This window comes from Streptomyces sp. SAS_272 (assembly GCF_052543235.1).
In genome coordinates, this window is sequence record NZ_JBMNDR010000004.1 from 142,316 (window position 1) to 167,597 (window position 25,282).

The following is a 25,282-nucleotide window of genomic DNA, read 5'->3' on the forward strand; positions in this document are numbered from 1 at the left end:
GACGGGTCGGGTGGGGTGGGGGGCGTGTCGCGTGTCCGCCCCCCACGCGGTGGGTCAGTTCCGGGTGCGGCGCCTGCGGGCGGCGAACAGCTTCCAGGCCGCGAAGAGCAGCGGCAGTTCCATGATCCAGACGCCGGTGACCGCGTCCCACTCCGGGTCCGCCATCGCGGACTCGTCGGCGGTGATGACCCCGCACACCACGCCCCAGGCCGCCGCCAGCAGGCCCACCAGCCAGAGGGCGGCGGTCCAGCCGCCCACCGAGCCGCCGGCGCCGGCCGCCCGGGCCGTCGGGGGCCGCTTGCGGGGCTGCGGGATGTGGTCGGGTTCGCGGGCCGGCATCCGGACGATCGCTCCGCCGGGCACGGCCGCGTCCAGCGCCGCGATGCGATCCGGCGTGACGCCCTTGTACAGGGTCGGCTCCACGGTGACCGAGAAACCGTCGTGGCCGGTGAGGGTGCGGGCGCCGTCGGGACGCGTGGTCATCGCCGCGCAGGCGTCGTAGCGGACGGTGACCGGGCCCCTCGGGGTGAGCAGGCTGACGCCGTCCGTGCCGATGACCAGGGTGACGTCCTCGTTCTCCAGCGACTGGTGGCGGGTGCCGGTCACTGCGGCCGTCGAGAACTGCGGGGCGAGGGTGAGGCCCGCCCAGTCGACGCCCCGGCCCGGCACCTGCAGCAGCGCGCCGTCCCATGCCTGGCGGGCGACCTCGTGCAGGTCCTGCGTCGTCACCGCGTTCAGCTCGGCCCGGTGCTGGTCGGGGGTGAGGAGAGGGTGCCCGAGCAGCAGGCTCAGCGCGTACGAGGGGAGCACCGCCGCGCCGAGGTCGGGGGCGTCGTACACCTTGAGGAGCTTGCCGCGGACGGAGTCCAGCTCGGCCTGCTCGATGCGGCCCGCGCGCAGCCGCGCGAGGGTGTCGACGAAGCCGCCGACGACCGCGTCCTGCTTCTGCGGGAGGGCGTCGGCGTACGCGGTGAGGGTGGCGAACTCGGCGTCGCGCGGGCTGTAGTCGGCCTCCGCGGAGTAGGAGTAGCCGCCCTCCTGACGCAGGTCCTGGAAGAGGGCCCGGCCGAGGACGTCCGCGAAGACACTGGCCGCGGTGGAGCGGCGCAGCACCGAGGTGAGGACCACGTGTCCGTCGTCGCCGCTGATGTACGCCGGGGTGACGGGCAGGGCGCTGGTCGCGGCCGGGGCGGGGAAGCGTGAGCCCCGGGGGAGGGTCAGGTCCAGGCCCTCGGGGACGTGATCGCTGGTGACCCACAGCACCGCGTTGTCGCTGGTGAAGCGGGTCTCGGCCCAGTGGCGGACCTGGTCGGGCGTGAGGCTCCAGGTGCCCAGTTCGGTGTAGCTGGACAGTCCGTAGCCCTGGGCGCCGTACCGCCACAGCGGCATCTGGTTCTGGGGTCCGCCGCCACGGCCGGCCGCCTCCGTGCGGAGGATCTCCCGTTCGGTCTCCAGCCGCTCCATCGGCAGGTCCCGAAGCCCGGCGCACACGCTGTTGAGGTACTCGACCACCTCCTCCTCGCTGCCGTGCACGTGGAAGAGGGTGTACGCGTTCGCCGTCGCGCCGTTGTAGTGCAGGTCGGACAGGCCCAGCCGGTGCAGGGCGAGGTGCTCGACGAGATGGGTGACGCCGGCCGTGGCCAGCGTCTCGTCGGCACGGCCCACCCGGAAGAAGAGACCTGCGGTGATCTCCTTGCCGGAGGCGGGGGCGTAGAGGGTGGGCACGCCGTTCGTGGTGGTGTGCGAGACGAGGCCCTCGAGAGCGGCGAGGCCGTCCAGGTCGTCGACGCCGTCGTGCTTGTGCAGGTTCGTGGTCATCGGGCGCCGCCTCCACGGGATTCCAGTGCGGCCTTGCGGAAGCCGAGGAACGCCGACTTCTGGTCGGGCAGGTACTGCCAGGGGTATTCCGTGCCGCGGTCGCCGAGGAAGGCGAAGTGCGGGGCCGCGTCCGCGTGGTGGCCGCCCAGCGCGAAGGCGAACGCGAACACGTTGTGCGCGGCGACCGAGTTCCAGTCGGGCCGGTGGCCGGGGTGCAGCACGGAGACCTGGGCGGCGAAGCGCAGGTCGTCGCGGACCGGCACGCCCCTCAGGTACGCGGCGTCCTCGCCGCTCGGCAGGTCCAGCCAGTGCTCGATGTGGGCGAGGGCCACCACTGCGGCGGAGTTCGACCCGTCGGGGGCGCCGGTCGCGCACTCCCGGGCGAAGCCGTGCGCCGCCTCCCAGGAGCCGCCCCACTTCGGGCACAGCTGCTGCAGGAGCTGCGTCTGCGCGCGGTAGTGGTGCGGGTGGTGCGCGGACAGCCGGTCGTAGCGGCGGCGCGCCTCGGCCTGCCCCAGCTGCAGGCCGCGCGCGGCCGTCAGCCGGGCGGTCCAGGCGGGGGCGTACGAGGGCTGCTCGGCGCAGACCTCGATCAGCAGCTGCTCGGCCCGCCGCAGCCAGTCGTGGAACTGGCCGAACTGATCCTGCGAGACGTCCTTGGCGCGGGCGCCGCTGCGGATGTCCCAGCCGATGCAGACGTACCGCTCGGCGAGCAGGGTGCGGGGCAGCGGGTCGGCGGGCGATTCGGCGGCCGCCCGCTCCAGGAAGTCCTCGACGCCGGCGGTGTCGCCGAGGAGGCGGGAGGCCGAGGAGATCTTGTCGGCCGAGTCGAGCCCCGCGAAGTACGCCCGGACGGCCGGCCAGTCCCCGGCCTGCGCGGCGGTGCGCAGCGGGATCAGCTCGGGCGTGTTGTCGTACGGGTCGAACGTCGGCCCCGAAGAGCCCATGGGTCTGCCGCTGGTCATGCCGCTGGTCGTGCTGGTCATTCCCCCGCCCCCTGGCGTCGCCGTCCGCGGCGCGCGGGCTGGCCCCCCAGGGCGCGCGGCGGTGAAAGTCCGCTGAGAAAGTCTGCTTCGACTTGACGTGATCAAGTCGCCGCAGGCTAGCACCAGGCGCTGACATCAAGGGCCTAGGGTGCTCGGCATGAGCATCATCGGGGTCGGTATCGACGTGGCCGAGATCGAGCGCTTCGCGGCGTCCATGGAACGGACACCCGGACTCGCCGAGCGGCTGTTCCTGCGGAGCGAGTTGCTGCTGCCCAGCGGGGAGCGCAGGGGCGCGGCCTCGCTGGCGGCCCGGTTCGCGGCGAAGGAGGCCCTCGCCAAGGCGCTCGGGGCCCCGCCCGGACTGCTGTGGACCGACGCCGAGGTGTACGTCGAGGAGAGCGGGCGGCCCCGGTTGAGGGTGCAGGGGAGCGTCGCCGCCCGGGCGGCCGAACTGGGCGTACGGGGATGGCATGTGTCGCTGAGTCACGATGCGGGCGTGGCCTCGGCGGTGGTGGTGGCCGAAGGGTGAGGCGCGCGGGTGCGGCGGCGGGGGAGACCGGGGCAGACTCGACCGTATGCGTACTGCCTACTGCGTGGAGACCGTCCGCCGTGCCGAGCGGGAGCTGATGGCCCGGGTCCCGGAAGGGGCCCTCATGCAACGGGCCGCCGCCGGGCTCGCCGCCGCCTGCGCCGACCTGCTGGGCCGGGTGTACGGACGCCGGATCGTGCTGCTGGTCGGCAGCGGGGACAACGGGGGCGACGCCCTGTACGCCGGGGCGCGGCTCGCCCGGCGCGGAGCCGGGGTGACCGCCGTGCTTCTCGCGCCCGGGCGGGCCCATGCCGGGGGGCTGACGGCGCTGCGCCGGGCCGGCGGCGCGACCGTGGCTCCCGACGGGGCCGGCGACGTCGTCCGCCGCGCCGACCTGGTGCTCGACGGCGTCGTCGGGATCGGCGGCAAGGGCGGTCTGCGGCCGGAGGCGGCGGACGTGGCCGCGCTCGTCGAGCAGGCCGGGGCCCTCGTCGTCGCCGTCGACCTGCCGAGCGGCGTCGACGCAGACACCGGCGAGGTGCACGGGAGCGCGATGCGCGCCGACCTCACCGTCGCCTTCGGCACGCACAAGCCGGCGCTGCTGGTCGATCCCGCGCGCGAGTACGCAGGTTCGGTGCGGCTCGTCGACATCGGGCTCGGCGACGTGCTGCCCGCCGCACCCGAGCTGGAGGCGCTGCAGCACGCGGACGTGGCCGCCCTGCTGCCGGCGCCGGGCGGGGAGAGCGACAAGTACCGGCGGGGCGTCGTCGGGATCGCCGCCGGATCGGCCCGGTATCCGGGTGCCGCCGTGCTCGCCGTCGCGGGCGCGCTGCGCGGCGGGGCCGGGGCGGTGCGGTACGTGGGCCCGGCCGGGGACGCGGTCCTCGCGCGGTTTCCCGAGACGCTCGTGTCGGAGCGGGGGCCCGCGCACGCCGGACGGGTGCAGGCGTGGGTCGTCGGTCCGGGCGCCGGGGACGACGCCGGGACGGTCGCGGAGGTGCTCGCCGCCGACGTGCCCGTGCTGATCGACGCCGACGGGCTGCGGCTGGCCGACCCCGCCGCGGTGCGGGGGCGAGCCGCGCCGACGCTGATGACGCCGCACGCCGGGGAGGCGGCCGCGCTGCTGGGCGTGGCACGCGAGCAGGTGGAGGGGGCCCGGCTGGCCTCGGTGCGCGAGCTGGCGGCGCGGTACCGGGCGACGGTGCTGCTGAAGGGGTCGACGACGCTCGTCGCGGACGCGGGCGGCGAGGGCGCCGTGCGGGTGAACGCCACCGGGACGGCGTGGCTCGCCACGGCCGGCAGCGGGGACGTGCTGTCGGGGCTCGCGGGCTCGTTGCTGGCGGCCGGGCTGGGGGCGCTGGACGCGGGGAGCGTCGGGGCGTACCTGCACGGCCTGGCGGGCCGGTACGCGGCGGACGGGGCGCCGGTCGGGGCGCACGACGTGGCCGAGGCGATCCCGCGCGCCTGGCGGGACGTGCGCGACTGACGTGCGTCATATCCCCGCCCGTCACGTCAGCGTCGGTCGAACTCGCGTCCCTCATGTCCTCGCCCGCTCCGCCGGCCCGGCCCCCGCGGTGTGCTGTCACGCGGTGTGCTGAAGGGCGGTGTGCTGGCGGATGGCGGCTAGGCCGCTTGTACCAGCCCTGAGTGAGAGCAGCCCGGCGCGCGTCGTCTCCCGGGTCGCCGTGCGGGGAAAGGCGGCCCGGTGCCGGGAGTGCCGTTCGGCCGCTCTGCGACACTGGGCGCGATGAGTGAGACTGCCAAGCCGCCCGCCGCCCCGCCGCGCGCCCACGCCGAGATCGACCTGGCCGCGCTGCGGGCCAACGTGCGTACCCTGCGCGCCAAGGCGCCGGGCGCGGCGTTCATGGCCGTGGTCAAGGCGGACGGATACGGACACGGGGCCGCACCCTGCGCCCGCGCCGCCGTCGAGGCGGGCGCCGCCTGGGTGGGCGTCGCCACGCCCGAGGAGGCCCTCGCGCTGCGCGCGCACGCCGGACTGCCCGCCGACGTCCGGATCATGTGCTGGCTGTGGACGCCGGGCGGGCCCTGGCGGGAGGCCGTCGACGCAGGCCTCGACGTGTCGCTGAGCGGGCTCTGGGCGCTGCGGGAGGCTGTCGAGGGCGCACGGGCGGCCGGGCGGGCCGCCCGGGTGCAGCTCAAGGCCGACACCGGGCTCGGACGCAACGGATGCCAGCCCGCCGACTGGCCCGAGCTCGTCGGGGAGGCGCTGCGCGCCGAGCGCGAGGGACTGGTGCGGATCACCGGCCTCTGGTCGCACTTCGCCTGTGCCGACGAACCGGGGCACCCCTCCGTCGCCGCCCAGGTCGACCGGTTCCGCGAGATGGTGGCGTACGCCGAACAGCAGGGCGCCCGGCCCGAGGTACGGCACATCGCCAACTCCCCGGCCGCGCTCACCCTCCCGGAGACGCACTTCGACCTGGTCCGCCCGGGGATCGCGATGTACGGCCTCTCGCCCAGCCCCGAGCTGGGCTCCTCCGCCGACCTCGGGCTGCGTCCGGTGATGACGCTCGCGGCCTCGCTGGCCCTGGTGAAGCGCGTCCCCGGAGGGCACGGCGTGAGCTACGGCCACCACTACGTCACCCCGGGTGAGACGACGCTCGGGCTGGTGCCCCTCGGGTACGCCGACGGCGTGCCCCGGCACGCCTCCGGGACCGGCCCGGTGCTGGTCGGCGGCAAGTGGCGGACGGCCGCCGGCCGCATCGCGATGGACCAGTTCGTCGTCGACCTCGGCGGCGACGATCCCGGCCCCGGCGCGGAGGCGGTCCTCTTCGGACCGGGCGACCGCGGCGAGCCCACGGCGCAGGACTGGGCGCAGGCGGCCGGAACCATCGGGTACGAGATCGTCACGCGCATCGGATCGCGCGTTCCCCGCGTCTATGTGAATGAGTGACCAGACCGGGTAACCCGCAGTCAGTGCACGGACATCGGCCCAGGAGGAGCGGCACGTGAGCGAGAGCAGCGCGGAGGCGGTGTCGAGCGCCGCCACGGCGGTCCTCGCCGCGTCCGCGACGGGGGAAGCCGGAGGATGGCGCCGGGCGACCGGCATCGCGGGCGCCGCGATAGGCGTGATCGCCGCGGGAGCCGCGGCCGGAGTCGCCCTGGAGCGGATGACCGTGGGGCGGGGCATACGGGCCAAGGCCCGGCTCGCGCTCGACTCGGCGGGACCGTACGGCGGGCTGCGCGGCACCCCCGGCAAGGCGTACGCCGACGACGGCACCGAGCTGTACTACGAGGTCGACGACGTCGAGCCGCAGGGCGGCCCGCCGAACCGGCGGCGCAGGCTCTTCGGGCGCAAGGCGCCGCTGCCCGTCACCGTGGTGTTCAGCCACGGTTACTGCCTCAACCAGGATTCCTGGCACTTCCAGCGGGCGGCCCTGCGGGGCGTCGTGCGGACCGTGCACTGGGACCAGCGCAGCCACGGCAGGTCCGGGCGCGGCAACGCCCAGACCCGGGACGGCGTGCCGGTCACCATCGACCAGTTGGGACGCGACCTGAGGGCCGTCGTCGACGCGGCCGCGCCGGAGGGGCCGATCGTGCTGGTCGGGCATTCCATGGGCGGGATGACGGTGATGGCCCTGGCCGCCCTGTATCCCGAGCTGATCCGCGAGCGGGTCGTCGCCACCGCGTTCGTCGGGACGTCGTCCGGGCGGCTCGGCGAGGTCAACTTCGGGCTGCCGGTCGCCGGGGTGAACGCGGTCAGGCGGGTGCTGCCGGGCGTGCTGCGGGCGCTCGGGCAGCAGGCGGCCCTGGTGGAGAAGGGGCGCCGGGCGACCGCCGATCTCTTCGCGGGCATCATCAAGCGGTACTCGTTCGCGTCCCGAGACGTGGACCCGGCGGTGGCGCGGTTCGCCGAGCGGATGATCGAGAGCACGCCGATCGACGTGGTCGCCGAGTTCTACCCGGCGTTCACCGACCACGACAAGACCGAGGCGCTCGCCTGCTTCACGGACATGCCGGTGCTGGTGCTGGCCGGCATCGGCGATCTGGTGACGCCGAGCGAGCACAGTGAGGCGATCGCCGACATGCTGCCGGACGCCGAACTGGTCCTCGTCCCCGACGCCGGGCACCTCGTGATGCTCGAGCACCCGGAAGTGGTGACCGACCGCCTCGCCGACCTCCTCACCCGCGCGGGCGCCGTGCCGGCAGGGGCTACCGTGGGAGGTTATGGAGACACCAGCAGCGCCGCACCACCCGGCTGACCTTCGGATCACCGTCAACTCCCCCGAGCAGATGCGGGACTTCGGCCGCCGGCTGGCCAAGGTGCTGCGAGCCGGCGATCTCGTGATGCTGAGCGGGGAGCTCGGGGCGGGCAAGACGACGCTCACCCGGGGGCTCGGCGAGGGGCTCGGGGTCCGGGGCGCGGTCACCTCTCCGACGTTCGTGATCGCCCGGGTGCACCCCGCCCTCGGGGACGGTCCGCCGCTGGTCCACGTCGACGCGTACCGCCTGGGCGGCGGCCTCGACGAGATGGAGGACCTCGACCTCGACGTGTCGCTGCCCGAGTCGGTGATCGTCGTCGAGTGGGGCGAGGGCAAGGTCGAGGAGCTGACCGACGACCGGCTCCAGATCCGCATCCACCGGGCGGTCGGCGACACGGACGACGAGGTGCGGCACGTGACCGTGTCGGCGCTCGGGCGGCGGTGGGCCTCGGCGGACCTCGGCGTGCTGTCGGCGTGACGTCCGTGGCGGCCTGACGTCCGTGGCGGCCTGACGCTCGTGTCCGGTCTGACGTCCGTGGCGGCCTCACGCTCGTGTCGGTCTGACGCTCGTGGCGGCCTCACGCTCGTGGCGGCGTGACGTCCGTGGCGGCCTCACGCTCGTGCCGGCGTGACGTCCGTGGCGGCCTGACGCTCGTGCCGGCCTCACGCTCGCGTCGGTCTGACGCTCGTGTCGGCCTGACGTTCGTGGCGGTCTGACGCTCGTGCCGGCCTGACGCTCGTGTCGGTCTGGCATCCATGCGGTGCTGACGTCCACGACGTGCAGACGCGCCTTGCCGACGCGCGGTGCTGCCGGTCCACAGTGCTGCCGGTCCGGGGCGCCGCCGGTCCGGGGTGTGCCGGTGCGGCGTGCCCGCGACCGGGCCCCGTGAAGGTTCCGACAACGTGTCGGCAAAATGTTGCGTTCCGTGTCCGGGGCGTGGTCACATGGTATCCAGTTCGTGGTTAGGTCTACCTAACCACGCCCGCCCCCGAACCTCAGGAGGCGTCCATGCCGGCCACCGAGCCCCCGCCCCGGCCGTCGCGTCCCCTCGCGCCCGCGCCCGTGTCCATGCGCGACCTGCTGGCCTCGTGCGCGGCCGCCGAAGCCGTCTCGACCCCTCCGCGGCTGCCCGATCCCGCACTGGCGAAGAAGCCGGCCCGGCGTCCCCGCGCGGCCTGACGCGTCATCGGACGGCGCAACGCGGGCCGCTCCGGACGGGAGGCCCTACCGGACCACCTCGACCCGTCGGCCGATCGTCGCGAACGCCCACATCGCGTCGCCGTCCGCGACGGTCTCCCGGATGCCGCCCGTCTGCACCGTCGGATCGGGCTCCGGCAGCGAGCCGTCCAGGGCCGCGCTGAAGCCGATCGCCACTCCGTCCACCTCGGCGAACCGCACGACGTGCTCGATCGGAGTGCCGTCGGTGCCGGTGACCGCGCCCGAGCGGGAGCGGACCGAGTAGCTGCCCGGCGACGGGTCCACACTGCCGGGGGCGACCCTGAACGTGCGGTTGACGCGACCGTCCGCGCCGACCAGCCACACCCGGTCGGGGGTCAGCGCGTACACCACCCGCTCGCCCACGCCGGAGCCGTCCGGCAGAGCCGTCGAGGCGATGCCCCCGGGCGCCTTCGCGGCCTTCGCGGGGGCGCCGTGCCGCGGCTCGGCCAGATCGTCGGGCACGTTCGCCGACGCCTGGAACGCGAGGAACCCGACCGTCGCCAGGGCGGCCGCGGTGAGCCCGGCCACGAAAGTCGAGCTGCTGCTGGGCACCGGTGACCACCTCGTCCGTCCTGCGCCTGTTACAGGCCGCTTCCGCTTTTCTGTCCCGTACGTGATGTACGTCATGTTTCGCGGCGACGTTAGCAGCCGTCACGGCTCCGACCGGGACGGCGGTGTCGGGGGCACGGGAGCCGTAGGCTGTTTGCGTGCTCTTGCTCGCTCTGGATACCGCCACCCCCGCCGTCACCGTCGCCCTGCACGACGGCACGGACGTCATCGCCTCCTCGAGTCAGGTGGACGCGCGCCGGCACGGCGAGCTGCTGCTCCCGGCCGTCGACCGGCTGCTCGCCGACGCCGGGCTCGGGCTCGACGCCGTCACCGGGATCGTCGTCGGCGTCGGCCCCGGCCCCTACACCGGGCTGAGAGTCGGTCTGATGACCGCCGACACCTTCGGGCTGGCGCTCGGCGTCCCCGTGCACGGCCTGTGCACCCTCGACGGTCTCGCCTACGCCTCCGACCTCCAAGGACCCTTCGTGGTGGCGACCGACGCCCGCCGCAAGGAGGTCTACTGGGCGCGCTACGCCGATTCCCGCACCCGGGTGTCCGGCCCTGCCGTGGACCGGCCCGCCGACATCGCCGACGAGGTGGCCGGGCTGCCCGCCGTCGGCGCGGGCGCGCTGCTGTACCCGGAGGTCTTCCCCCACGCGCACGAACCCGAGCACGTCTCGGCGGCGGCCCTGGCCGCCCTCGCGGCGGAGCGGCTGGCCGCGGGCGGGGAACTGCCCGCGCCACGGCCCCTGTACCTGCGCAGGCCGGACGCCCAGGTCCCCAAGAACTACAAGGTGGTCACCCCCAAGTGACCGAATCCGTCGACCTCGTGCTGCGCGAGATGCGCTGGTGGGACATCGAGCGCGTGCTCGAACTCGAGAAGGACCTCTTCCCCGAGGACGCCTGGTCCCGGGGCATGTTCTGGTCCGACCTGGCCCACGCCCGCGGCCCGGAGGCGACCCGGCGTTATCTCGTCGCGGTCGACGCGGCCGAGGGCGACCGGATCGTCGGGTACGCGGGTCTGGCCGCCGCAGGGGACGTCGCCGACGTCCAGACCATCGCCGTGGCCCGCGACCACTGGGGCACCGGACTGGGCGGCCGGCTGCTGACGGAGCTGCTGAGCGCGGCGACCGCCTTCGAGTGCGCCGAGGTCCTGCTCGAGTGCCGCATCGACAACGTCCGCGCCCAGAAGCTCTACGAGCGCTTCGGGTTCGAGGCCATCGGGTTCCGGCGCGGCTACTACCAGCCGGGCAACGTGGACGCCCTGGTGATGCGCCTCACCGACCCATCGACATCCGTAGCGGGAACACAGGGAAACGAGACCAATGGCTGACGAACCCCTCGTTCTGGGGATCGAGACCTCCTGCGACGAGACCGGCGTCGGCGTCGTGCGCGGCACGACCCTGCTGGCGGACGCGATCGCCTCCAGCGTCGACGAGCACGCCCGCTTCGGCGGCGTCGTGCCGGAGGTGGCGTCCAGGGCCCACCTGGAGGCGATGGTCCCCACCATCGAGCGCGCGCTGAAGGAGGCGGGGGTGAGCGCGAAGGACCTCGACGGCATCGCGGTCACCGCCGGTCCGGGGCTCGCCGGCGCCCTTCTGGTCGGCGTCTCGGCGGCCAAGGCCTACGCCTACGCCCTCGGCAAGCCCCTGTACGGCGTCAACCACCTCGCCTCGCACATCTGCGTGGACCAGCTGGAGCACGGCGCGCTGCCCGAGCCGACGATGGCGCTGCTGGTGTCCGGCGGACACTCCTCCCTGCTGCTGTCCACCGACATCACCTCCGACGTCCGTCCGCTGGGCGCGACCATCGACGACGCGGCGGGCGAGGCCTTCGACAAGATCGCCCGGGTGCTGAACCTGGGCTTCCCGGGCGGCCCGGTCATCGACCGGTACGCCCGTGAGGGCGACCCGACGGCGATCGCGTTCCCGCGCGGTCTGACCGGCCCGCGCGACCCGGCGTACGACTTCTCCTTCTCCGGTCTGAAGACGTCGGTCGCCCGCTGGATCGAGGCCAGGCGGGCGGCGGGCGAGGAGGTCCCGGTGCGCGACGTGGCGGCCTCCTTCCAGGAGGCGGTCGTGGACGTCCTGACCCGCAAGGCCGTCCGGGCGTGCAAGGACGAGGGCGTCGACCACCTGATGATCGGCGGCGGTGTGGCCGCCAACTCCCGGCTGCGCGCCCTGGCCCAGGAGCGCTGCGAGGCGGCCGGCGTCCGGCTGCGCGTACCGCGCCCCAAGCTGTGCACGGACAACGGTGCGATGGTGGCGGCGCTGGGCGCGGAGATGGTCGCCCGGGGCCGGGCCGCGTCCGACTGGGACCTGTCGGCGGACTCTTCGCTGCCGGTGACCGACCCGCACGTGCCCGGCCGGCGCCCCGGGCATCGGCACGGACAAGGTCACGACCATGTGCACGAGGTCGCCAAGGACAACCTGTACTCATGACCGTCGCGCTGATGTGGGAGGCCCGGGCGGCGGCCGGCCGGGGCGAGGAACTGCTGCACTGGGCGCAGGAGCAGGCGCGGCGGCTCGCGCGGCGCCCCCTGCGCTGCGAGACTTTCCGGGCTCCGCAGGACCGGGTGCTCGTCATCACCTGGTGGGACGCCGGGTACGACGATCCCGGCCTGCCCGAACTTCCCGAGCCGGACGGGGAGTTGGTGGCCAGGGCGGTGCATCGCTGGCGGTTCGAGACGGTTCCGGACCGGCCTTGAGCGGTCAGGGCTCGTCGGTCTCCGCTTCCAGCGCTGCGCGGGTCGCGACGCCGTACACCCCGGACTCGTCCTCCAGCACCGCCCGGGTGAGCTGGTAGGAGCGGACCGAGTCCTCGACCTCGCGGTCGTACACGCCCTCGGTCCGCCCTCCCTGGTAGCCGATCTGGCGCAGCCGTGCCTGGAGTTCGGCCACCTCGGGACCCGCGTCCCCGAACCGCAGCACCGGCGGCGCGGAGACGGTCGGGGCCGGCCGGGGGGACGCGCTGCCGGTGGCCCGCCTGGACGGAGCCGGGGGCGGCGCGGCGGACCGGGTGGGCCGTGTCGGGGTGGGCGAGGGCGTGCCGGGCGAGTCGGAGGCGGTCGGCGACGGCGCTGTCCGCGAGGCCCGCGGACTCGCCTTTCGGCCCGTGGTGACTCCGCCGGACGTCACGTCGGGCACCGGCGCCCGCACGCCCTCGGGGAGCGTGCCGTCGCGCGTGGGACCTACGTACAGGACGAATCCGGCGAGCACCGCCGCGGTCACGGCGGTCGCGAGGACGCCGGCGAGCACCAGCAGGCGCACGGGGCTCCGGCGGCGGCCCGGGAGCGACGCGTCGCCGGCGCCCGGACCGGCCCGGGAGCCGTCGGCCCGCCCATGCTCGCCTGACCCGGGCCCGCCAGACGCGAGATCTTCCACCCCGTCGGCCTCTTGTGCCCCGTCGGCCGCCTTCGCGGAGGGCGGCTCACCGGGTTCGCTCGCGGGCGCCGGGCCGGGGGCGGCCGGACTCGCGGGCCCGGCGCCGTCCTGCGGTTCCCGGATGCCGTCCTGCGGTTCCCGGCCGTCGTCGAACACGACGAACGGCCGGATGCGCACCGGGTCGAAGTCCTCGGCGGCGGCGGCCTCCGCCGTGCGCGCGCTGCGGTGGGCGTCGGACGCGAGCCGGGCGCACACGCACGCGGGGGCTCCGTCCGCGGCCCGGGGCGCACCGCATAACGGACAGACGCCACGCTGCGGTTCACTCAACCTGAAGCACCTCTCGGGTCGGGCTTCAGATCCTATTCACCGACAGTGCACGGCATCTCCCCATCTCCCCGAACACGGGTTCTACGGCTGCGGAGCGGACAGCGCCCACACGGACACCAGCAGCGTCCCCGCGGCCAGGGCGACGGCCACCGTGGGGACCAGGGCGCCGCCGGTCAGGAGGAGGCCGGCGAGCGCGCCGAGCGCGGTGCCGGACGCGGCGGTCACCGCGCCCCGCCGCCAGGGCCGGGGCCGGGGCGCTCGCGCGAGGGCGTCGGCGGGAAGGACGAAGGCGTCCCGCAGGTCAGCCCGGACGGCCTCCTCGTCGTCGAAGACCAGGAACGGCGGGCGGTGCTCGCGCAGTCTTCCGAGAGGGACCAGCCGGGTGCCGTCGGGAAGGGTGACGGCGGCCGGGCGGAGGCTGCCGTCGCCCGCGCGGTGCAGGACGACCTCGACCTCGCCGGAGATCGTCTCGAGCGCCGGGTGCCACATGACGCGCTGCCAGTGACGGCCGCTTCCGTCGGGGGCCGTCAGCCTCAGCCACGTCGTCCGCCGGCCCCGCACCGCCGCGCCCGGACGCCGGCCGAAGCGGACGCGTCCCCTCGTCGGACACCCTGGGCGGCGCACCCGCAGCCGAAACCGCAGACCGCGCCAGGCCCAGACGCACGTCAGGGGGACGACGGCCAGACCGCCCAGGAGGACGGGGGAGACCAGGTCGTCCTCCACCGCCGTCTCGTCGCCGTCGGCCGGGAAGCCCTCGGGAGCGGAGTCGTCGGGATCGTAGGCCACCGGGAAGTCGGCGCCCCGGGGGCGGCGGTCGGTGTCGTAGATCGCGAAGCGCTGGACGTGGACCCCGCCCAGGGAGTCGGTCCAGCGGACGCGGACGTCGTCGTCGCCGCCGATGCCGTCCTCCACGACGACGCCGACGGCCGTCGCGGTGGCCCGGTCCCGGGCGTCGGCGTAACGCCGGGCGTGCAGGCCGAGCCACGCGGCGAACAGGGCGTAGCCGACGAGGGTGACGGCCATGCCCAGGAGGCCTGCCCGCAGGGCGGGGCCGGGGCGTCTCATACGTCCCACTCCTTCGGACCGGCGGACGCCCACAGGGTGCGCAGGGGCTCCAGGTCGCCGCTGCGCAGGGCGTCGTCGAGCAGTTCGTGCACGTCGACGGCGCTGCCGTCGTCCGGCGGGGTGACGACGGTCGTGAGCCAGCGGCCGGAGTGCGTCCAGCCGGCCGCGCACAACGCCTCGGCGAAGGCCGGGCTCGCGGCGTTCGCCAGGACGCCGCGGGTGAGCGCCGGGCGGACCGTCGCCGGCGCCCACCGCAGCGCCGGCTCCAGACGGCGGGCGAGCAGCGGGCCCGTGCCGTCGGCGAGGGCGTCCAGGACTGCGGCCGCCGCCCGCGTCGAACTGTCGCGGCGGACGGCGTGCAGGACGTCGAGGCGGGTGTCGAAGCCGAGTTCGCGCAGCCGGTCGTGCGGCAGACCGAGGAGGCGCACCGCGTTCACGTCGTCGTCGTGCGGTTCTTCGTCCGGCTCCCCGTCCGGACCGGCCAGTTCCCGGACGCACCACTCCTCGACGGCGGCCCCGGTCCGCAGGGTGAGCACCGCACTGCCGAAGGGGGACCCGGCGTGGTCCGGCAGGGCGGCGGCGCGGCGGTCCAGGGGCGGGTGGTCGGCCGTCCCGTAGGGGTCCACGGCGTCCTCGTCGGCGGCTGCCCGGGCGGCCCGGCGGGCGACGTACGGGTCGCTCACGGCGGCGTCGAAAGCGTCGTAGAAGTCCTCGGGCCAGGCGTCCTGCTGCGCCAGCCCCGACAGCCAGCGCTCGCCGAGCGCCTCGAAGGCCGCGTCCAACAGCCCGACCCGGTGCAGCGCTCCGGCGGTGGCCTCGGCGCCGGCGATCCGGGCCGCGTCGGCGTCGGCCGCGGTCTCGGCGTGCCAGAGGGGGGACCGGGAGGCGCGCAGCAGCGGCGCGGCGAACGGCGCCAGCGGGCGGAACCGGCCCTCCAGCCGCTCGGCGAGTTGTGCGCGGGCGAACCGCAGGAGGCCGTGGCGCCGGTCGCGCAGGTGCCTCTCGTGGGCCAGCTCGTGCGCTGTCACGGACGCCAGCTCGGCCTCGGTCAGGTTGCGCAGCAGGGGCAGGCCGAGAAGGAGCACGTGGGTGCGCACGCCGTCGATCCGCGTGCGTCCCAGGGCCGCCTGGACGGTCGGCACGATGCGTACGAGCAGCGGCTCGTGGAAGCCGAGCCGCCCGGCCACGTCCCGTACCAGTTCCGCGAGTGCGGGTTCGTCCCGGGGCCGCACCGCCCGGCCGGGCAGCGGGCCGCGAGCCGCCGAGACGGTCCGGGCGATCCTGCGGACGGCCGAGCCGAGCAGCAGGGCAGCCACCCACCGAAGACCCGCCGCATACAGGGCGCAGAACAGGACCGCCTCGGGCAGTCCGGCCAGCGCGAGCATGGCGAGGCCGAGCAGCCACTCGCGCGGCGGACGGTCCCCGGACGCCGGGTCGGGCGCGGTGGGCGGGGAGGAGGTGGGTGCGGATATCGGGATGTCCATGGCGTTCCCGTCGCCTGTGCCGGAGGGTCGGCGGATTCTGACACGCCCCCACCCCCACTCCGCACCTCAGTTGCGCACGACGTCCGCCTCGCAGCGCAGCCGGCGCCCCGCTCCCGCCTCGCGCACCGGCCCGGTCAGCCGCAGCCGGGCGGTGGCCCGGACGTCGGCGCTGGAGGCGCCCAACCGCAGTTCCAGGTCGCCGGGTTCGACCACCCGCCGCCCCGAGCGGTCGGTGAAGGCGGACAGGTCCGCGTGGAAGCGGAAGGTCACGCGGGCCGCTTCGGCGGCGGCCAGCTCCAGCCGCTGGTAGCCGATCAGCCGCACGTCGGGGCGGGTGACCTCGGCCACCGGGTCGTGCAGATACAGCTGGACGACCTCCGCGCCCGCCCGGTCGCCGGTGTTGCGGACGGTGACGGAGACGTCGTAGGAGCCGTCCGTGCCGATCTCCGTGCCGATCTCCGTGTCCGGGCCGCTGAAGTCCTCCCAGGTGAACGCCGTGTACGAGCGTCCGTGTCCGAAGGGGTACAGCGGGGTCGGGTCGAGACTGCTGACCTGGCCCGCCAGGCCCAGCGGCGGCTGCAGGTAGGTCCACGGCTGACCGCCCGGCACACGTGGCACGCTCACCGGGAGCCGGCCCGAGGGGTTCACCCGGCCCGACAGCACGCCGGCCACCGCCGGACCGCCCTCCTCGCCGGGGAAGAACGCCTGGACGACCGCCCCCAGCCGCCCGTGCCAGCGGCCCAGCGCGTACGGGCGGCCGGTGAGCAGCACGAGGACGACCGGGACGCCCGTCGCGACCAGCGCGTCCAGCAGCGCGCCCTGGACGCCGGGCAGGCTCAGATCGGCGACGTCGCAGCCCTCGCCCGAGGTGCCCCGCCCGAACAGGCCCGCGCGGTCGCCGAGGACGGCCACGCAGACGTCGGCCTCCGAGGCGCGCGTGATGGCCTCCGTGAAGCCGGAGGGGTCCGGGTCGGAGACCCCGCAGCCCTCCGTGAACGTCACCTTCGCGTCGGGGAGTTCGGCCCGCAGCGACTCCAGCAGCGTCGGGATGTCGATGCCGTTCTCCACCCCGGGGTGGTGGGGCAGCACATGGGACGGGAAGGAGTAGCAGCCCAGCATCGCCAGCGCGTCCGCCGCCCTCGGCCCGATCACGGCCACCCGGGCGTCGGGGGAGAGGGGGAGCAGGCCGTCGGGGTTGTCCAGGAGGACCACCGACTCCTCGGCCAGCCGGCGGGCCAGCGCGCGGTTCGCGGGCGGGTCGAGGTCCACCGACTCGGGAACGTGCGGCTGCCAGTCCTCGTCCAGCAGGCCCAGTTCGCACTTCTGCAGCAGGACGCGGCGTGCGGCCCGGTCGATCAGCTCCTGCGGCACCTCGCCCGCGCGCACGGCGTCGGCCAGCGCCTCGCCGTAGTACTTCACGGTGGGCAGCTCGACGTCGATGCCGGCGGCCAGCGCCAGCCGGGCCGCCTCCACGGGGGTGCCGGCCACCCGGTGCAGGGTCTGCAGGAAGCCGATGCCGAAGTAGTCGGCGACGACCGTGCCGGTGAAATCCCACTCCTCCCGGAGGAGGCCGGTCAGCAGTTCGGGGTCGGCGGAGGCCGGAACGCCGTCGCGTTCGGTGTAGGCCGCCATCACCGAGCGGGCGCCGCCCTCGCGCAGCGCCATCTCGAACGGGGGCAGGGTGACGTCCGCGAACTCGCGGGTGCCCGCCCGCACCGGGGCCAGGTTGCGCGCGCCCGCCGAGGAGGCGTAGCCGGCGAAGTGCTTGAGGGTGGCGACGATCCCGGCGGACTCCAGTCCGCGGACGTAGGCCGTGCCGACCGTGCCGACCAGATACGGGTCTTCGCCGATCGTCTCCTCGACCCGTCCCCAGCGCGGGTCGCGGACGACGTCCAGGACCGGGGCGAGGCCCTGGTGGACGCCCATCGCGCGCAGGTCCCGGCCGATCGCCCGGCCCACCTCCTCGACCAGCGGCGGGTCGAAGGCCGCGCCCCAGGCCAGGGGGACCGGGTAGGCGGTGGCCCGCCAGGCGGTGACTCCGGCCAGGCACTCCTCGTGGGCGACCGCCGGGATGCCGAAACGGCCGGCGGCGACGATCTGCCGCTGGGCGCCGGCCAGCGCGCGGGCGCCGAGCGCCGGCTCCACGGGCGCGGTGCCGAAGGAGCGGGTCAGCTGGCCGAGCCCCCGGGTGATCAGCTCGTCGTAGTCGTATTCGGAGGTCATGTCGTGCTGGTGCGGGGCGACTCCCCCGCCGTCCGTCGCGGCGCCGACCCACACGCCGTACAGCTGGGCGGTCTTCTCCTCGATCGTCATCCGGCCGAGGAGGTCGTCGACGCGGGCGGCGGCGGGCAGGGCGGGGTCACGCCAGGGGGCGGTGGTCATGAAACTCCTGTCAGAGGTCGGTGAGCCACCAGGGGGAGGGTGCGCCCTGGAATCCTGTGGAGCGTTCGGCAGGGCGGGCGTCCTGTCGAATGTTTCGAGCTGCATTCCGAATGTTCCGGGAACCTATGGCGTCGGCATGGGTTCGTCAAGAGGTCGCGTGACGATACGATCGCCGCCATGACACCCTCGGAGCCCACAGAAACGCGGACAGAAGCGCGGCCGACGCAGACCGCGACGCTCGCGGAGATCGCCCGCGAGGCCGGCGTGTCGGCACCGACTGTTTCGAAGGTCCTCAACGGCCGCGCCGACGTCGCCCCCGCCACCCGCACCCGCGTCGAGGAGCTGCTGCGCGCCCACGGCTACCGCCGCCGTCGCGCGGAGGCGACCCGCTCCCCCCTGATCGACCTGGTCTTCCACGAGCTGGAGAGCGCCTGGGCGATGGAGGTCATCCGGGGTGTGGAGAACGTGGCCCGCGACGCCGGGCTGAGCGTGGTGCTCAGCGAGAGCGCCGGACGGCTCACCCCCGGGCGGACCTGGGCCGACCAGGTCGCCGCCCGCCGCCCGCACGGCGTGGTGCTGGTGCTGTCCGGACTCGACGAGTCCCAGCGGGCGCTGCTGACCAGCCGCTCCATCCCGTTCGTGGTGATGGACCCGGCAGGCGACCCGGGCGCTGACGTGCCGTCCATCGGGGCGACCAACTGGCAGGGCGGCCTCGCCGCCACCCGGCACCTGGTGGAGCTGGGGCACCGCCGGATCGGGGCGATCAGCGGGCCGCCGCAGATGATGTGCAGCCGGGCCCGGATCGACGGCTACCGGGCCGCGCTGGAGACCGCCGGGCTGCCGGTCGAGCCGGGGCTGATCAAGACCGGCGACTTCCACCACGAGACCGGCTACCGGCTGGGCCGCGAGCTGCTCGACCGCCCGGACCGGCCCACCGCCGTCTTCGCCGGCAACGACCTCCAGGCGCTCGGCTTCTACGAGGCAGCCCGCGAACTGGGTCTGCGCATCCCGGAGGACGTGAGCGTGGTCGGCTTCGACGACCTTCCGGTCGCCCGCTGGGTCGGCCCGCCGCTGACGACGGTGCGCCAGCCGCTGACCGAGATGGCCGAGGCGGCGGCCCGGCTGGTCCTGGAGCTGGGCCGGTCGGTCTCCCGGGATGCGCCGACGGCGACGCGGGTGGAGCTGGCCACCAGCCTCGTGGTGCGGACGAGCACGGGTGTGCCGCCCGCGGCCGGAAGTTGACGTATTGACGGGTGTGCTGGATGCCTCCACACTCCACCGAAGTCAATCGGTTGAACAACCGAAACTTTCGGAGGCACCCGCAATGAGATCCTCCAGAACATCTCCCCGACGGTCCCCCGGGCCGATATCGCCGAGGACACGGCTCACCGCCCTGCTCACCGGCGCCGCCGCAGCGGCGGCCCTGCTCGTCGCGGCTCCCCTCTCGCACGCCGCCGACGCTCCGCTGCGCGACCTCGGCGCCGCCAAGGGGAAGGTCGTCGGCACCGCCGTCACCGGCTCCAAGCTCACCGGCGTCTACGGCGACGTCGCCGGGGCGCAGTTCTCCTCGCTGACCCCGGGCAACGCCATGAAGTGGGGCTCGGTGGAGCCGACGCAGGGCGTCTTCGACTGGGCCGAGGCGGACCGGATCGTGGCGTTCGCCCAGGCCCACAACCAGCAGGTGCGCGGTCACACCCTGGTCTGGCACAACCAGAACCCCAACTGGCTGGCCAACGGCAGCTGGACGCCCGCGCAGCTCGGCGCCCTGCTGCAGAACCACATCGACACCGAGGTCGGCCGCTACAAGGGGAAGATCGCCGCCTGGGACGTCGTCAACGAGCCCTTCAACGAGGACGGCACCTACCGTTCGACCCTCTGGTACAACGGCCTCGGCGCCGACTACATCGCCACCGCCCTGACCCGGGCGCGGGCCGCCGACCCGGCCGCCGGGCTCTACGTCAACGACTACAACGTCGAGGGCGTCAACGCGAAGTCGACCGCCCTGTACAACCTGGTCAAGTCGCTGAAGGCGCGGGGCGTCCCGATCGACGGGGTCGGGCTGCAGGCGCACCTGGTCCTCGGTCAGGTGCCGTCCACGTTCCAGCAGAACATCCAGCGCTTCGCCGACCTCGGCGTGGACGTGGCGATCACCGAGCTGGACATCCGGATGCCCCTGCCCTCCGACAGCGCCAAGCTCGCGCAGCAGAAGGCCGACTACAAGGCGGTCACCGCCGCCTGTGCCGCCGTCACACGATGCGTCAACCTCACGGTCTGGGGCTTCACCGACTCCGACTCCTGGGTGGAGAGCACCTTCCCGGGGGAGGGCGCGGCGACCCCGTACGACGCGAACTACGCGCCCAAACCGGCGTACTACGGCATCTCCGAGGCGCTCGGCGGCACCACCACGCCGGTGCCGCCGACCGGCAGGTGCACGGCTGCCTACAGCGTGGGCAGCCAGTGGAACACCGGGTTCACCGGGAACGTGACGATCTCCTGCTCGGGAGCCTCGCTGTCGTCCTGGAAGGCGACCTGGGCCTACGGCGCGGGCCAGCGGATCACCCAGGCCTGGAACGCCGCCTGCACCCAGTCGGGGGCGGCCGTGTCGTGCGCGAACGCCTCGTACAACGGGACGGTCCCGGACGGCGGTTCGGTGAGCTTCGGGTTCAACGCCGACTGGAGCGGGAGCAACCCGGCGCCCACGGTCACCTTGGGGTGACCGGCACGGCAACCGCGAGATCTCCCTCAGGAGGCGTGTCCGTGAACCCCTTCCTAACCCCATCCTCATAATTCGGACGTACGTTCCTTCCTGTGACGGGACTCGAGGAGCACGGCGAAACCGGCAGCGGAGCGGGCCGGCGGTCGAGGGCACTGAAGGCCGCCGGCCTCACGCTGGCCGCCGTCCTGGTGGTGGGCGTCGGGACGGCGGGCTGGGCCTACTGGCGTCTCAACGGCAACATCAAGAGCGTCGACATCGACAACGCGCTCGGCGACGACCGGCCGGCGAAGGCGGTCACGACCCCGTCGGCCCCGGCGTCCGCCTCCCCGCCGCCCACCGAGGCGGTGAACCTCCTCGTGCTGGGCTCGGACTCGCGCAGCGGCGCGGCGAACCAGGCGCTCGGCGGCGGCGACAGCACCGGCGCCCGCTCCGACACGGCGATGGTCGTGCACATCGACGCCGGCCGCACGAAGGCCACGGTCGTCAGCATCCCGCGCGACACCCTCGTCACCCGGCCCTCCTGCCCGCTGCCCGACGGCGGTTCGACGGCGAAGGCGTACGGCGCGATGTTCAACACCGCCTACGCGGTCGGCGGCCCGGTGTGCGCCGTCAAGACGGTCGAGTCGATCACCGGTGTCCGTATGGACCACTACGTCGAGGTCGATTTCTCCGGCTTCGCCAAGCTCGTGGACGCGCTCGGAGGGGTCACCGTCACCACCGACGAGGACATCGACGACGACGACAGCCATCTGCACCTCGCGGCCGGCACCCACCGTCTGAACGGCGCCCGGGCCCTCGCCCTGGCCCGCACCCGCCACGGCATAGGCGACGGCAGCGACCTCGGCCGCATAGGCCTCCAGCAGAAACTGGTGAAGGCCCTGCTGGAGCAGATCGCCTCCACCGACCTCCTCACCGACCCCGCCGAGCTGTACGAGGCCGCCGACGCGGTCACCGCAAGCCTGACCACCGACACCGGTCTGGACTCGCTCGCCGAGCTGACGGAACTCGGCCGGAGCCTGAAGGGCCTGTCCGCCGGGAACGTCCGGACGGTCACCATGCCCGTGGTCCCGGCCCCCTCCGACCCCAACCGGGTGGTCGCGCTGGAGCCGGCGGCGAGCGCGCTGTGGAAGTCGCTGAAATAAATTCCGGTGAGGTGTCGATCCGGCCCGCCGCCGTTCGACGCAGGGGGGAGAGGCCGGGAAGGACCCGGCTCACCGCACCCGAGGAGTCACCATGCCCCGCTATCTGTCGCTCGTGAAGATCGACGAGTCCACCGCCCCCGCCGAGGGCCCCAGCCCGGAGCTGATGCAGCGGATGGGCGAACTGATCGAGGAGGTCACCAAGGCCGGCGTCATGCTGGAGACCGCCGGGCTGACCCCGTCCGCGCAGGGCGTCCGCGCGCACTGGGAGGGCGGGAAGATCACCCTCACCGACGGGCCCTTCACCGAGGCCAAGGAGGTCGTCGGCGGCTACGCGATCATGCAGTGCAAGGACATGGCCGAGGCCGTCGAATGGACGAAGCGGTTCCTGAAGGTGCACGAGGAGCACTGGACGGTGACCTGCGAGGTGCGGGAAATCGCGGAAGGCTGAGCGTTCTTGGCCTGAACGGGCGCCGGGTGTTCGATGGTGAGCTGTGGAACGACAGCCCGCCCCGGACCCCGGCCCGCCTTCGCACCCCCGCACGCCCCCGGACCCCGGCGGCGCCCCGCCTTCTCACGGCGCCCCGGATACGCGTACGGCCGCCCCTGACCCCGGCAGGGCCGCCCCGGTCCCCGGTACGGACGACCCTGACCCCGGCAGGGCCGCCCCGGACCCCGGCAGGGCCGCCCCGGTCCCCGGTACGGACGCCCCGGACCCCGGCAGGGCCGCCCCGGTCCCCGGTACGGACGCCCCGGATCGGTGTACCGCCCCGGATACCCGTACGGCCATCGAGACCGTCTTCCGTCTGGAGGCCCCCCGTGTCATCGCCGCCGTCGCCCGACTCGTGCGGGACGTCGGCGTCGCCGAGGAACTGGCGCAGGACGCCCTGGTGGCCGCGCTGGAGCAGTGGCCGCGCGACGGCGTGCCGGACCATCCCGGCGCCTGGCTGACCACCACCGCCCGGCGCCGTGCCGTCGACCTGATCCGCCGGCGTGAGAACCACGCCCGCAAGCTCCAGGAGATCGGCCGCGACCTGGAGACCACGACCGCCCCGCCCCAGGAGCCCGCCGACCCCGACGACATCGACGACGACCTGCTCCGGCTCGTCTTCACCGCCTGCCATCCGGTGCTCTCCGCGGAGTCCCGCATCGCCCTCACCCTGCGTCTGCTGGGCGGCTTGACCACACCGGAGATCGCCCGTGCCTTCCTGGTGCCCGAGCCGACGGTCGCCCAGCGGATCGTGCGCGCCAAGAAGACCCTGGCGACCAGGAACGTGCCCTTCGAGGTGCCGTACGGCCCCGACCGCGAGGCCCGGCTCGGCTCCGTCCTCGACGTCATCTACCTGATCTTCAACGAGGGGTACGCGGCCACCGCCGGTGACGACTGGCTGCGCCCGGCGCTGTGCGAGGACGCCCTGCGGCTGGGGCGGCAGCTGGCGGCGCTGATGCCGAAGGAGCCCGAGGTCCACGGCCTCGTCTCACTGCTGGAGTTCCAGGCGTCCCGGTCGGCCGCCCGCACCTCCCTCGACGGCACACCCGTCCTGCTGAAGGACCAGGACCGCCGCCGCTGGAACCGCATGCTGATCGCGCGCGGCATCACCGCCCTCGACCGGGCGCGGAGCGTGGCGGCGGGCGCGGCCCCGGGCCCGTACGCCCTCCAGGCGGCCATCGCGGCCTGCCACGCGCACGCGTACACGTACGACCGGACCGACTGGGCGGGCATCGCCACCCTGTACGGGCTGCTGGCGGCCCGCTTCCCCTCCCCGGTGGTCGAGTTGAACCGCGCGGTCGCCGTGTCGATGACCGAGGGCCCGGCGGCCGCCCTGGCCATCGTCGACGCCCTGACGGCCGAACCCGCACTGCGGGAGTACCACCTGCTCCCGAGCGTCCGGGCCGACCTTCTGTCCCGCCTCGGTCGCACCGCGGAGGCCCGGACCGAGTTCGAACGGGCGGCGGCGCTGACGGCCAGCGCACGCGAACGACGCCTGCTGCTGCACAGGGCCGACGCCTCGGACTGACGGCCGCGCGGGCCGTCACGGCCCGACGGATGGCCCGACGGATGGCCCGACCGGTGTCAGGGGGCGGCGGGCTTCCCGATCAGCATGGTCGGGGCGCCCGCCACTCGTGTGAGGAACACCGTCACCGCCTCGGAACCCTGCGGCTTGGGCAGCACCTTCTTCCGCAGCTCCTCCGGCTCCACCGCCGAACCCCGCTTCTTCACGGTCAGCGCACCGACCCCCCGCTCCCGCAACAGAGCCTTCAACTTCTTGACGCCGAAAGGGAGTTGATCGGTGATCTCATAGGCGGTGGCATACGGGGTGGGGCGGAGGGCGTCCGCGGTGACGTAGGCGATGGTCTCGTCGACGAGACCGCCGTCGAGCTCCCGGGCCACGTCGGCGACCAGATGAGCCCGGATGACGGCGCCGTCCGGCTCGTACAGATACCGCCCGACGGGCCGGACGCGGGGGTCGGGCAGGCCGGAGCCGATCAGGGTGCGCGGCCCCGGCAGCAGAGTGGCCCGGACGGTCCCCGGCTCGGTCCCGAACCACAGGACCGCCTCCTTGACGTCCCCGCCGTCCGAGATCCACTCGGCCTCGGCCTCGACGGGGACGGCCTCGTGCGGCACCCCGGGCGCGATCTTGAGGGCGGCGTGCGGGGCGGCGAGGGCGGCGCCGACCGCCCACGACAGGGGAGGGGAGTACCCCTCGGGGTCGAAGATGCGCCCCCGGCCGCCCCGGCGCGCGGGATCCACGAAGACGGCGTCGTAACCGCGGGCGTCCACCTCGGTGACGTCCGCCTCCCTCACCTCGATCAGCTCGCCCAGCCCGAGCGCCTCGGCGTTCGCACGCGCGGCCTCGGCCGCCGCCGGGTCCCGGTCCACGGCCAGCACCCGGATCCCGGCGCGGGCGAGGGCGATCGCGTCCCCGCCGATCCCGCAGCACAGGTCGGCGACGGAGGTCACGCCGAGCGCCTTCATCCGCTCGGCCCGGTAGCCGGCGACGCTCGCGCGCGTCGACTGCTCCACCCCGTTCGGCGTGAAGAACATCCGCTCGGCGTCCCGCGCCCCGAACTTCACCGCCGCCCGCTGCCGCAGTCGGGCCTGGCCGAGGGCCGCGGAGACGAGGTCGGCGGGATGTTCGCGGCGGAGCCGGGTGGCGACGGCGAGTTCGTCGGCGGGGGCGGTGCCGCGGACCGCGTCGAGGAGGGCGCGGCCCTCGGGAGTGCGCAGGGGGGCGAGGTCGTTCACCAGGTCATTGTGGGCCAGTCGGTGGACAGCGCGTCCCCGGCGGCGGTGTCGGACCGGGTCGGGGAAGGGCGACTGCGAAGATCCGGCGCCATGGGACCTGTCGTACAAAATGACATGAACGGCCTCGATGGGCCGGCCCGTCGCCGCCCTCGGACGGAAGCCCGCCCCCGGACGGGGCTCCGCGCCGGCACGGATGCCCGTCCCCACGCGGGACCTCG

Annotated in this window: 23 protein-coding genes; 15 read left to right on the forward strand and 8 right to left on the reverse strand. The window is 74.5% G+C overall.

What is annotated here, in order from left to right:
* Positions 1-54: 54 nt before the first annotated feature.
* Entirely contained in the window at positions 55-1,818 is a 1,764-nt protein-coding gene (locus ACN6LD_RS05055; protein ID WP_445042596.1) for a M16 family metallopeptidase, read from the reverse strand.
* Complete coding sequence (locus ACN6LD_RS05060; protein WP_319195302.1) at positions 1,815-2,804, reverse strand: hypothetical protein; 990 nt, start codon at positions 2,802-2,804, stop codon at positions 1,815-1,817. The genes ACN6LD_RS05055 and ACN6LD_RS05060 overlap by 4 nt, the downstream gene beginning before the upstream one ends.
* A gap of 157 nt (positions 2,805-2,961) precedes the next feature.
* Here ACN6LD_RS05060 and ACN6LD_RS05065 point away from each other — a divergent pair, with 157 nt between their 5' ends.
* From ACN6LD_RS05065 to ACN6LD_RS05090, 6 genes are all read left to right on the forward strand, one after another.
* Positions 2,962-3,333 carry a holo-ACP synthase gene (locus ACN6LD_RS05065; protein ID WP_057584784.1) on the forward strand — a complete coding sequence of 124 codons (372 nt, stop codon included), beginning with the start codon at positions 2,962-2,964 and terminating at the stop codon, positions 3,331-3,333.
* Between the two features lie 46 nt (positions 3,334-3,379).
* Positions 3,380-4,819 (forward strand): NAD(P)H-hydrate dehydratase, encoded by a 1,440-nt coding sequence (locus ACN6LD_RS05070; protein WP_445042597.1) that lies wholly within the window; start codon positions 3,380-3,382, stop codon positions 4,817-4,819.
* A 261-nt stretch (positions 4,820-5,080) separates the two neighbouring features.
* Positions 5,081-6,244: an alanine racemase gene (gene alr, locus ACN6LD_RS05075; RefSeq protein WP_319195297.1), complete on the forward strand. Its 1,164-nt coding sequence runs from the start codon at positions 5,081-5,083 to the stop codon at positions 6,242-6,244.
* Positions 6,245-6,299: 55 nt separating this feature from the next.
* Complete coding sequence (locus ACN6LD_RS05080) at positions 6,300-7,553, forward strand: alpha/beta hydrolase (RefSeq protein ID WP_319195295.1); 1,254 nt, start codon at positions 6,300-6,302, stop codon at positions 7,551-7,553.
* Entirely contained in the window at positions 7,519-8,031 is a 513-nt protein-coding gene (tsaE, locus tag ACN6LD_RS05085; protein WP_057584656.1) for a tRNA (adenosine(37)-N6)-threonylcarbamoyltransferase complex ATPase subunit type 1 TsaE, read from the forward strand. Before ACN6LD_RS05080 ends, tsaE begins: the two co-directional genes overlap by 35 nt.
* Positions 8,032-8,562: 531 nt before the next feature.
* Positions 8,563-8,733, forward strand: coding sequence for a hypothetical protein (locus ACN6LD_RS05090; RefSeq protein ID WP_199863993.1), 171 nt, complete (start codon positions 8,563-8,565; stop codon positions 8,731-8,733).
* A 45-nt stretch (positions 8,734-8,778) separates the two neighbouring features.
* On the opposite strand, the gene ACN6LD_RS05095 is transcribed toward ACN6LD_RS05090, so the two are convergent.
* Entirely contained in the window at positions 8,779-9,324 is a 546-nt protein-coding gene (locus ACN6LD_RS05095; RefSeq protein ID WP_319195292.1) for a hypothetical protein, read from the reverse strand.
* A 155-nt stretch (positions 9,325-9,479) separates the two neighbouring features.
* Between ACN6LD_RS05095 and tsaB the strand changes: the two genes are divergently transcribed.
* Genes tsaB through ACN6LD_RS05115 form a run of 4 tightly spaced genes read left to right on the forward strand, consistent with a single transcriptional unit; the run spans position 9,480 to position 12,028 of the window.
* Positions 9,480-10,133 (forward strand): tRNA (adenosine(37)-N6)-threonylcarbamoyltransferase complex dimerization subunit type 1 TsaB, encoded by a 654-nt coding sequence (tsaB, locus tag ACN6LD_RS05100; RefSeq protein WP_319195290.1) that lies wholly within the window; start codon positions 9,480-9,482, stop codon positions 10,131-10,133.
* Entirely contained in the window at positions 10,130-10,654 is a 525-nt protein-coding gene (gene rimI / locus ACN6LD_RS05105; RefSeq protein WP_319195288.1) for a ribosomal protein S18-alanine N-acetyltransferase, read from the forward strand. Before tsaB ends, rimI begins: the two co-directional genes overlap by 4 nt.
* Complete coding sequence (gene tsaD / locus ACN6LD_RS05110; RefSeq protein WP_319195286.1) at positions 10,647-11,762, forward strand: tRNA (adenosine(37)-N6)-threonylcarbamoyltransferase complex transferase subunit TsaD; 1,116 nt, start codon at positions 10,647-10,649, stop codon at positions 11,760-11,762. Before rimI ends, tsaD begins: the two co-directional genes overlap by 8 nt.
* Positions 11,759-12,028 (forward strand): hypothetical protein, encoded by a 270-nt coding sequence (locus ACN6LD_RS05115; RefSeq protein ID WP_319195284.1) that lies wholly within the window; start codon positions 11,759-11,761, stop codon positions 12,026-12,028. The genes tsaD and ACN6LD_RS05115 overlap by 4 nt, the downstream gene beginning before the upstream one ends.
* 4 nt (positions 12,029-12,032) lie before the next feature.
* Here ACN6LD_RS05115 and ACN6LD_RS05120 read toward each other — a convergent pair whose 3' ends face one another.
* The 4 genes from ACN6LD_RS05120 to ACN6LD_RS05135 form a co-directional block, all read right to left on the reverse strand.
* On the reverse strand, positions 12,033-12,959 hold the full coding sequence (locus ACN6LD_RS05120; protein WP_445042598.1) for a peptidoglycan-binding protein: 927 nt from the start codon (positions 12,957-12,959) through the stop codon (positions 12,033-12,035).
* Between the two features lie 153 nt (positions 12,960-13,112).
* A complete protein-coding gene (locus ACN6LD_RS05125) occupies positions 13,113-14,096 on the reverse strand; it encodes a hypothetical protein (RefSeq protein WP_445042599.1) in 984 nt (327 codons plus the stop codon).
* The gene (locus ACN6LD_RS05130; RefSeq protein WP_445042600.1) at positions 14,093-15,580 is read right to left on the reverse strand and encodes a hypothetical protein; all 1,488 of its coding nucleotides are present in this window, start codon (positions 15,578-15,580) and stop codon (positions 14,093-14,095) included. The genes ACN6LD_RS05125 and ACN6LD_RS05130 overlap by 4 nt, the downstream gene beginning before the upstream one ends.
* Before the next feature lie 66 nt (positions 15,581-15,646).
* Positions 15,647-17,962, reverse strand: coding sequence for a beta-xylosidase/alpha-l-arabinosidase (locus ACN6LD_RS05135; protein WP_445042601.1), 2,316 nt, complete (start codon positions 17,960-17,962; stop codon positions 15,647-15,649).
* A gap of 177 nt (positions 17,963-18,139) precedes the next feature.
* On the opposite strand from ACN6LD_RS05135, the gene ACN6LD_RS05140 reads away from it, so the two are divergent.
* The 5 genes from ACN6LD_RS05140 to ACN6LD_RS05160 all read left to right on the forward strand — a co-directional run bounded on the left by ACN6LD_RS05140 (position 18,140) and on the right by ACN6LD_RS05160 (position 23,835).
* Positions 18,140-19,204: a LacI family DNA-binding transcriptional regulator gene (locus ACN6LD_RS05140; RefSeq protein WP_445042602.1), complete on the forward strand. Its 1,065-nt coding sequence runs from the start codon at positions 18,140-18,142 to the stop codon at positions 19,202-19,204.
* A gap of 82 nt (positions 19,205-19,286) precedes the next feature.
* Positions 19,287-20,678 carry an endo-1,4-beta-xylanase gene (locus ACN6LD_RS05145; RefSeq protein ID WP_319196503.1) on the forward strand — a complete coding sequence of 464 codons (1,392 nt, stop codon included), beginning with the start codon at positions 19,287-19,289 and terminating at the stop codon, positions 20,676-20,678.
* Between the two features lie 92 nt (positions 20,679-20,770).
* Positions 20,771-21,820 (forward strand): LCP family protein, encoded by a 1,050-nt coding sequence (locus tag ACN6LD_RS05150; protein WP_319196501.1) that lies wholly within the window; start codon positions 20,771-20,773, stop codon positions 21,818-21,820.
* A gap of 91 nt (positions 21,821-21,911) precedes the next feature.
* On the forward strand, positions 21,912-22,268 hold the full coding sequence (locus tag ACN6LD_RS05155; RefSeq protein ID WP_445042603.1) for a YciI family protein: 357 nt from the start codon (positions 21,912-21,914) through the stop codon (positions 22,266-22,268).
* Positions 22,269-22,605: 337 nt separating this feature from the next.
* Entirely contained in the window at positions 22,606-23,835 is a 1,230-nt protein-coding gene (locus ACN6LD_RS05160; RefSeq protein WP_445042628.1) for an RNA polymerase sigma factor, read from the forward strand.
* Between the two features lie 56 nt (positions 23,836-23,891).
* Here the strand turns inward: ACN6LD_RS05160 and ACN6LD_RS05165 are convergent, their stop codons facing one another.
* A complete protein-coding gene (locus ACN6LD_RS05165; protein ID WP_445042604.1) occupies positions 23,892-25,064 on the reverse strand; it encodes a class I SAM-dependent methyltransferase in 1,173 nt (390 codons plus the stop codon).
* Positions 25,065-25,282 lie beyond the last annotated feature (218 nt).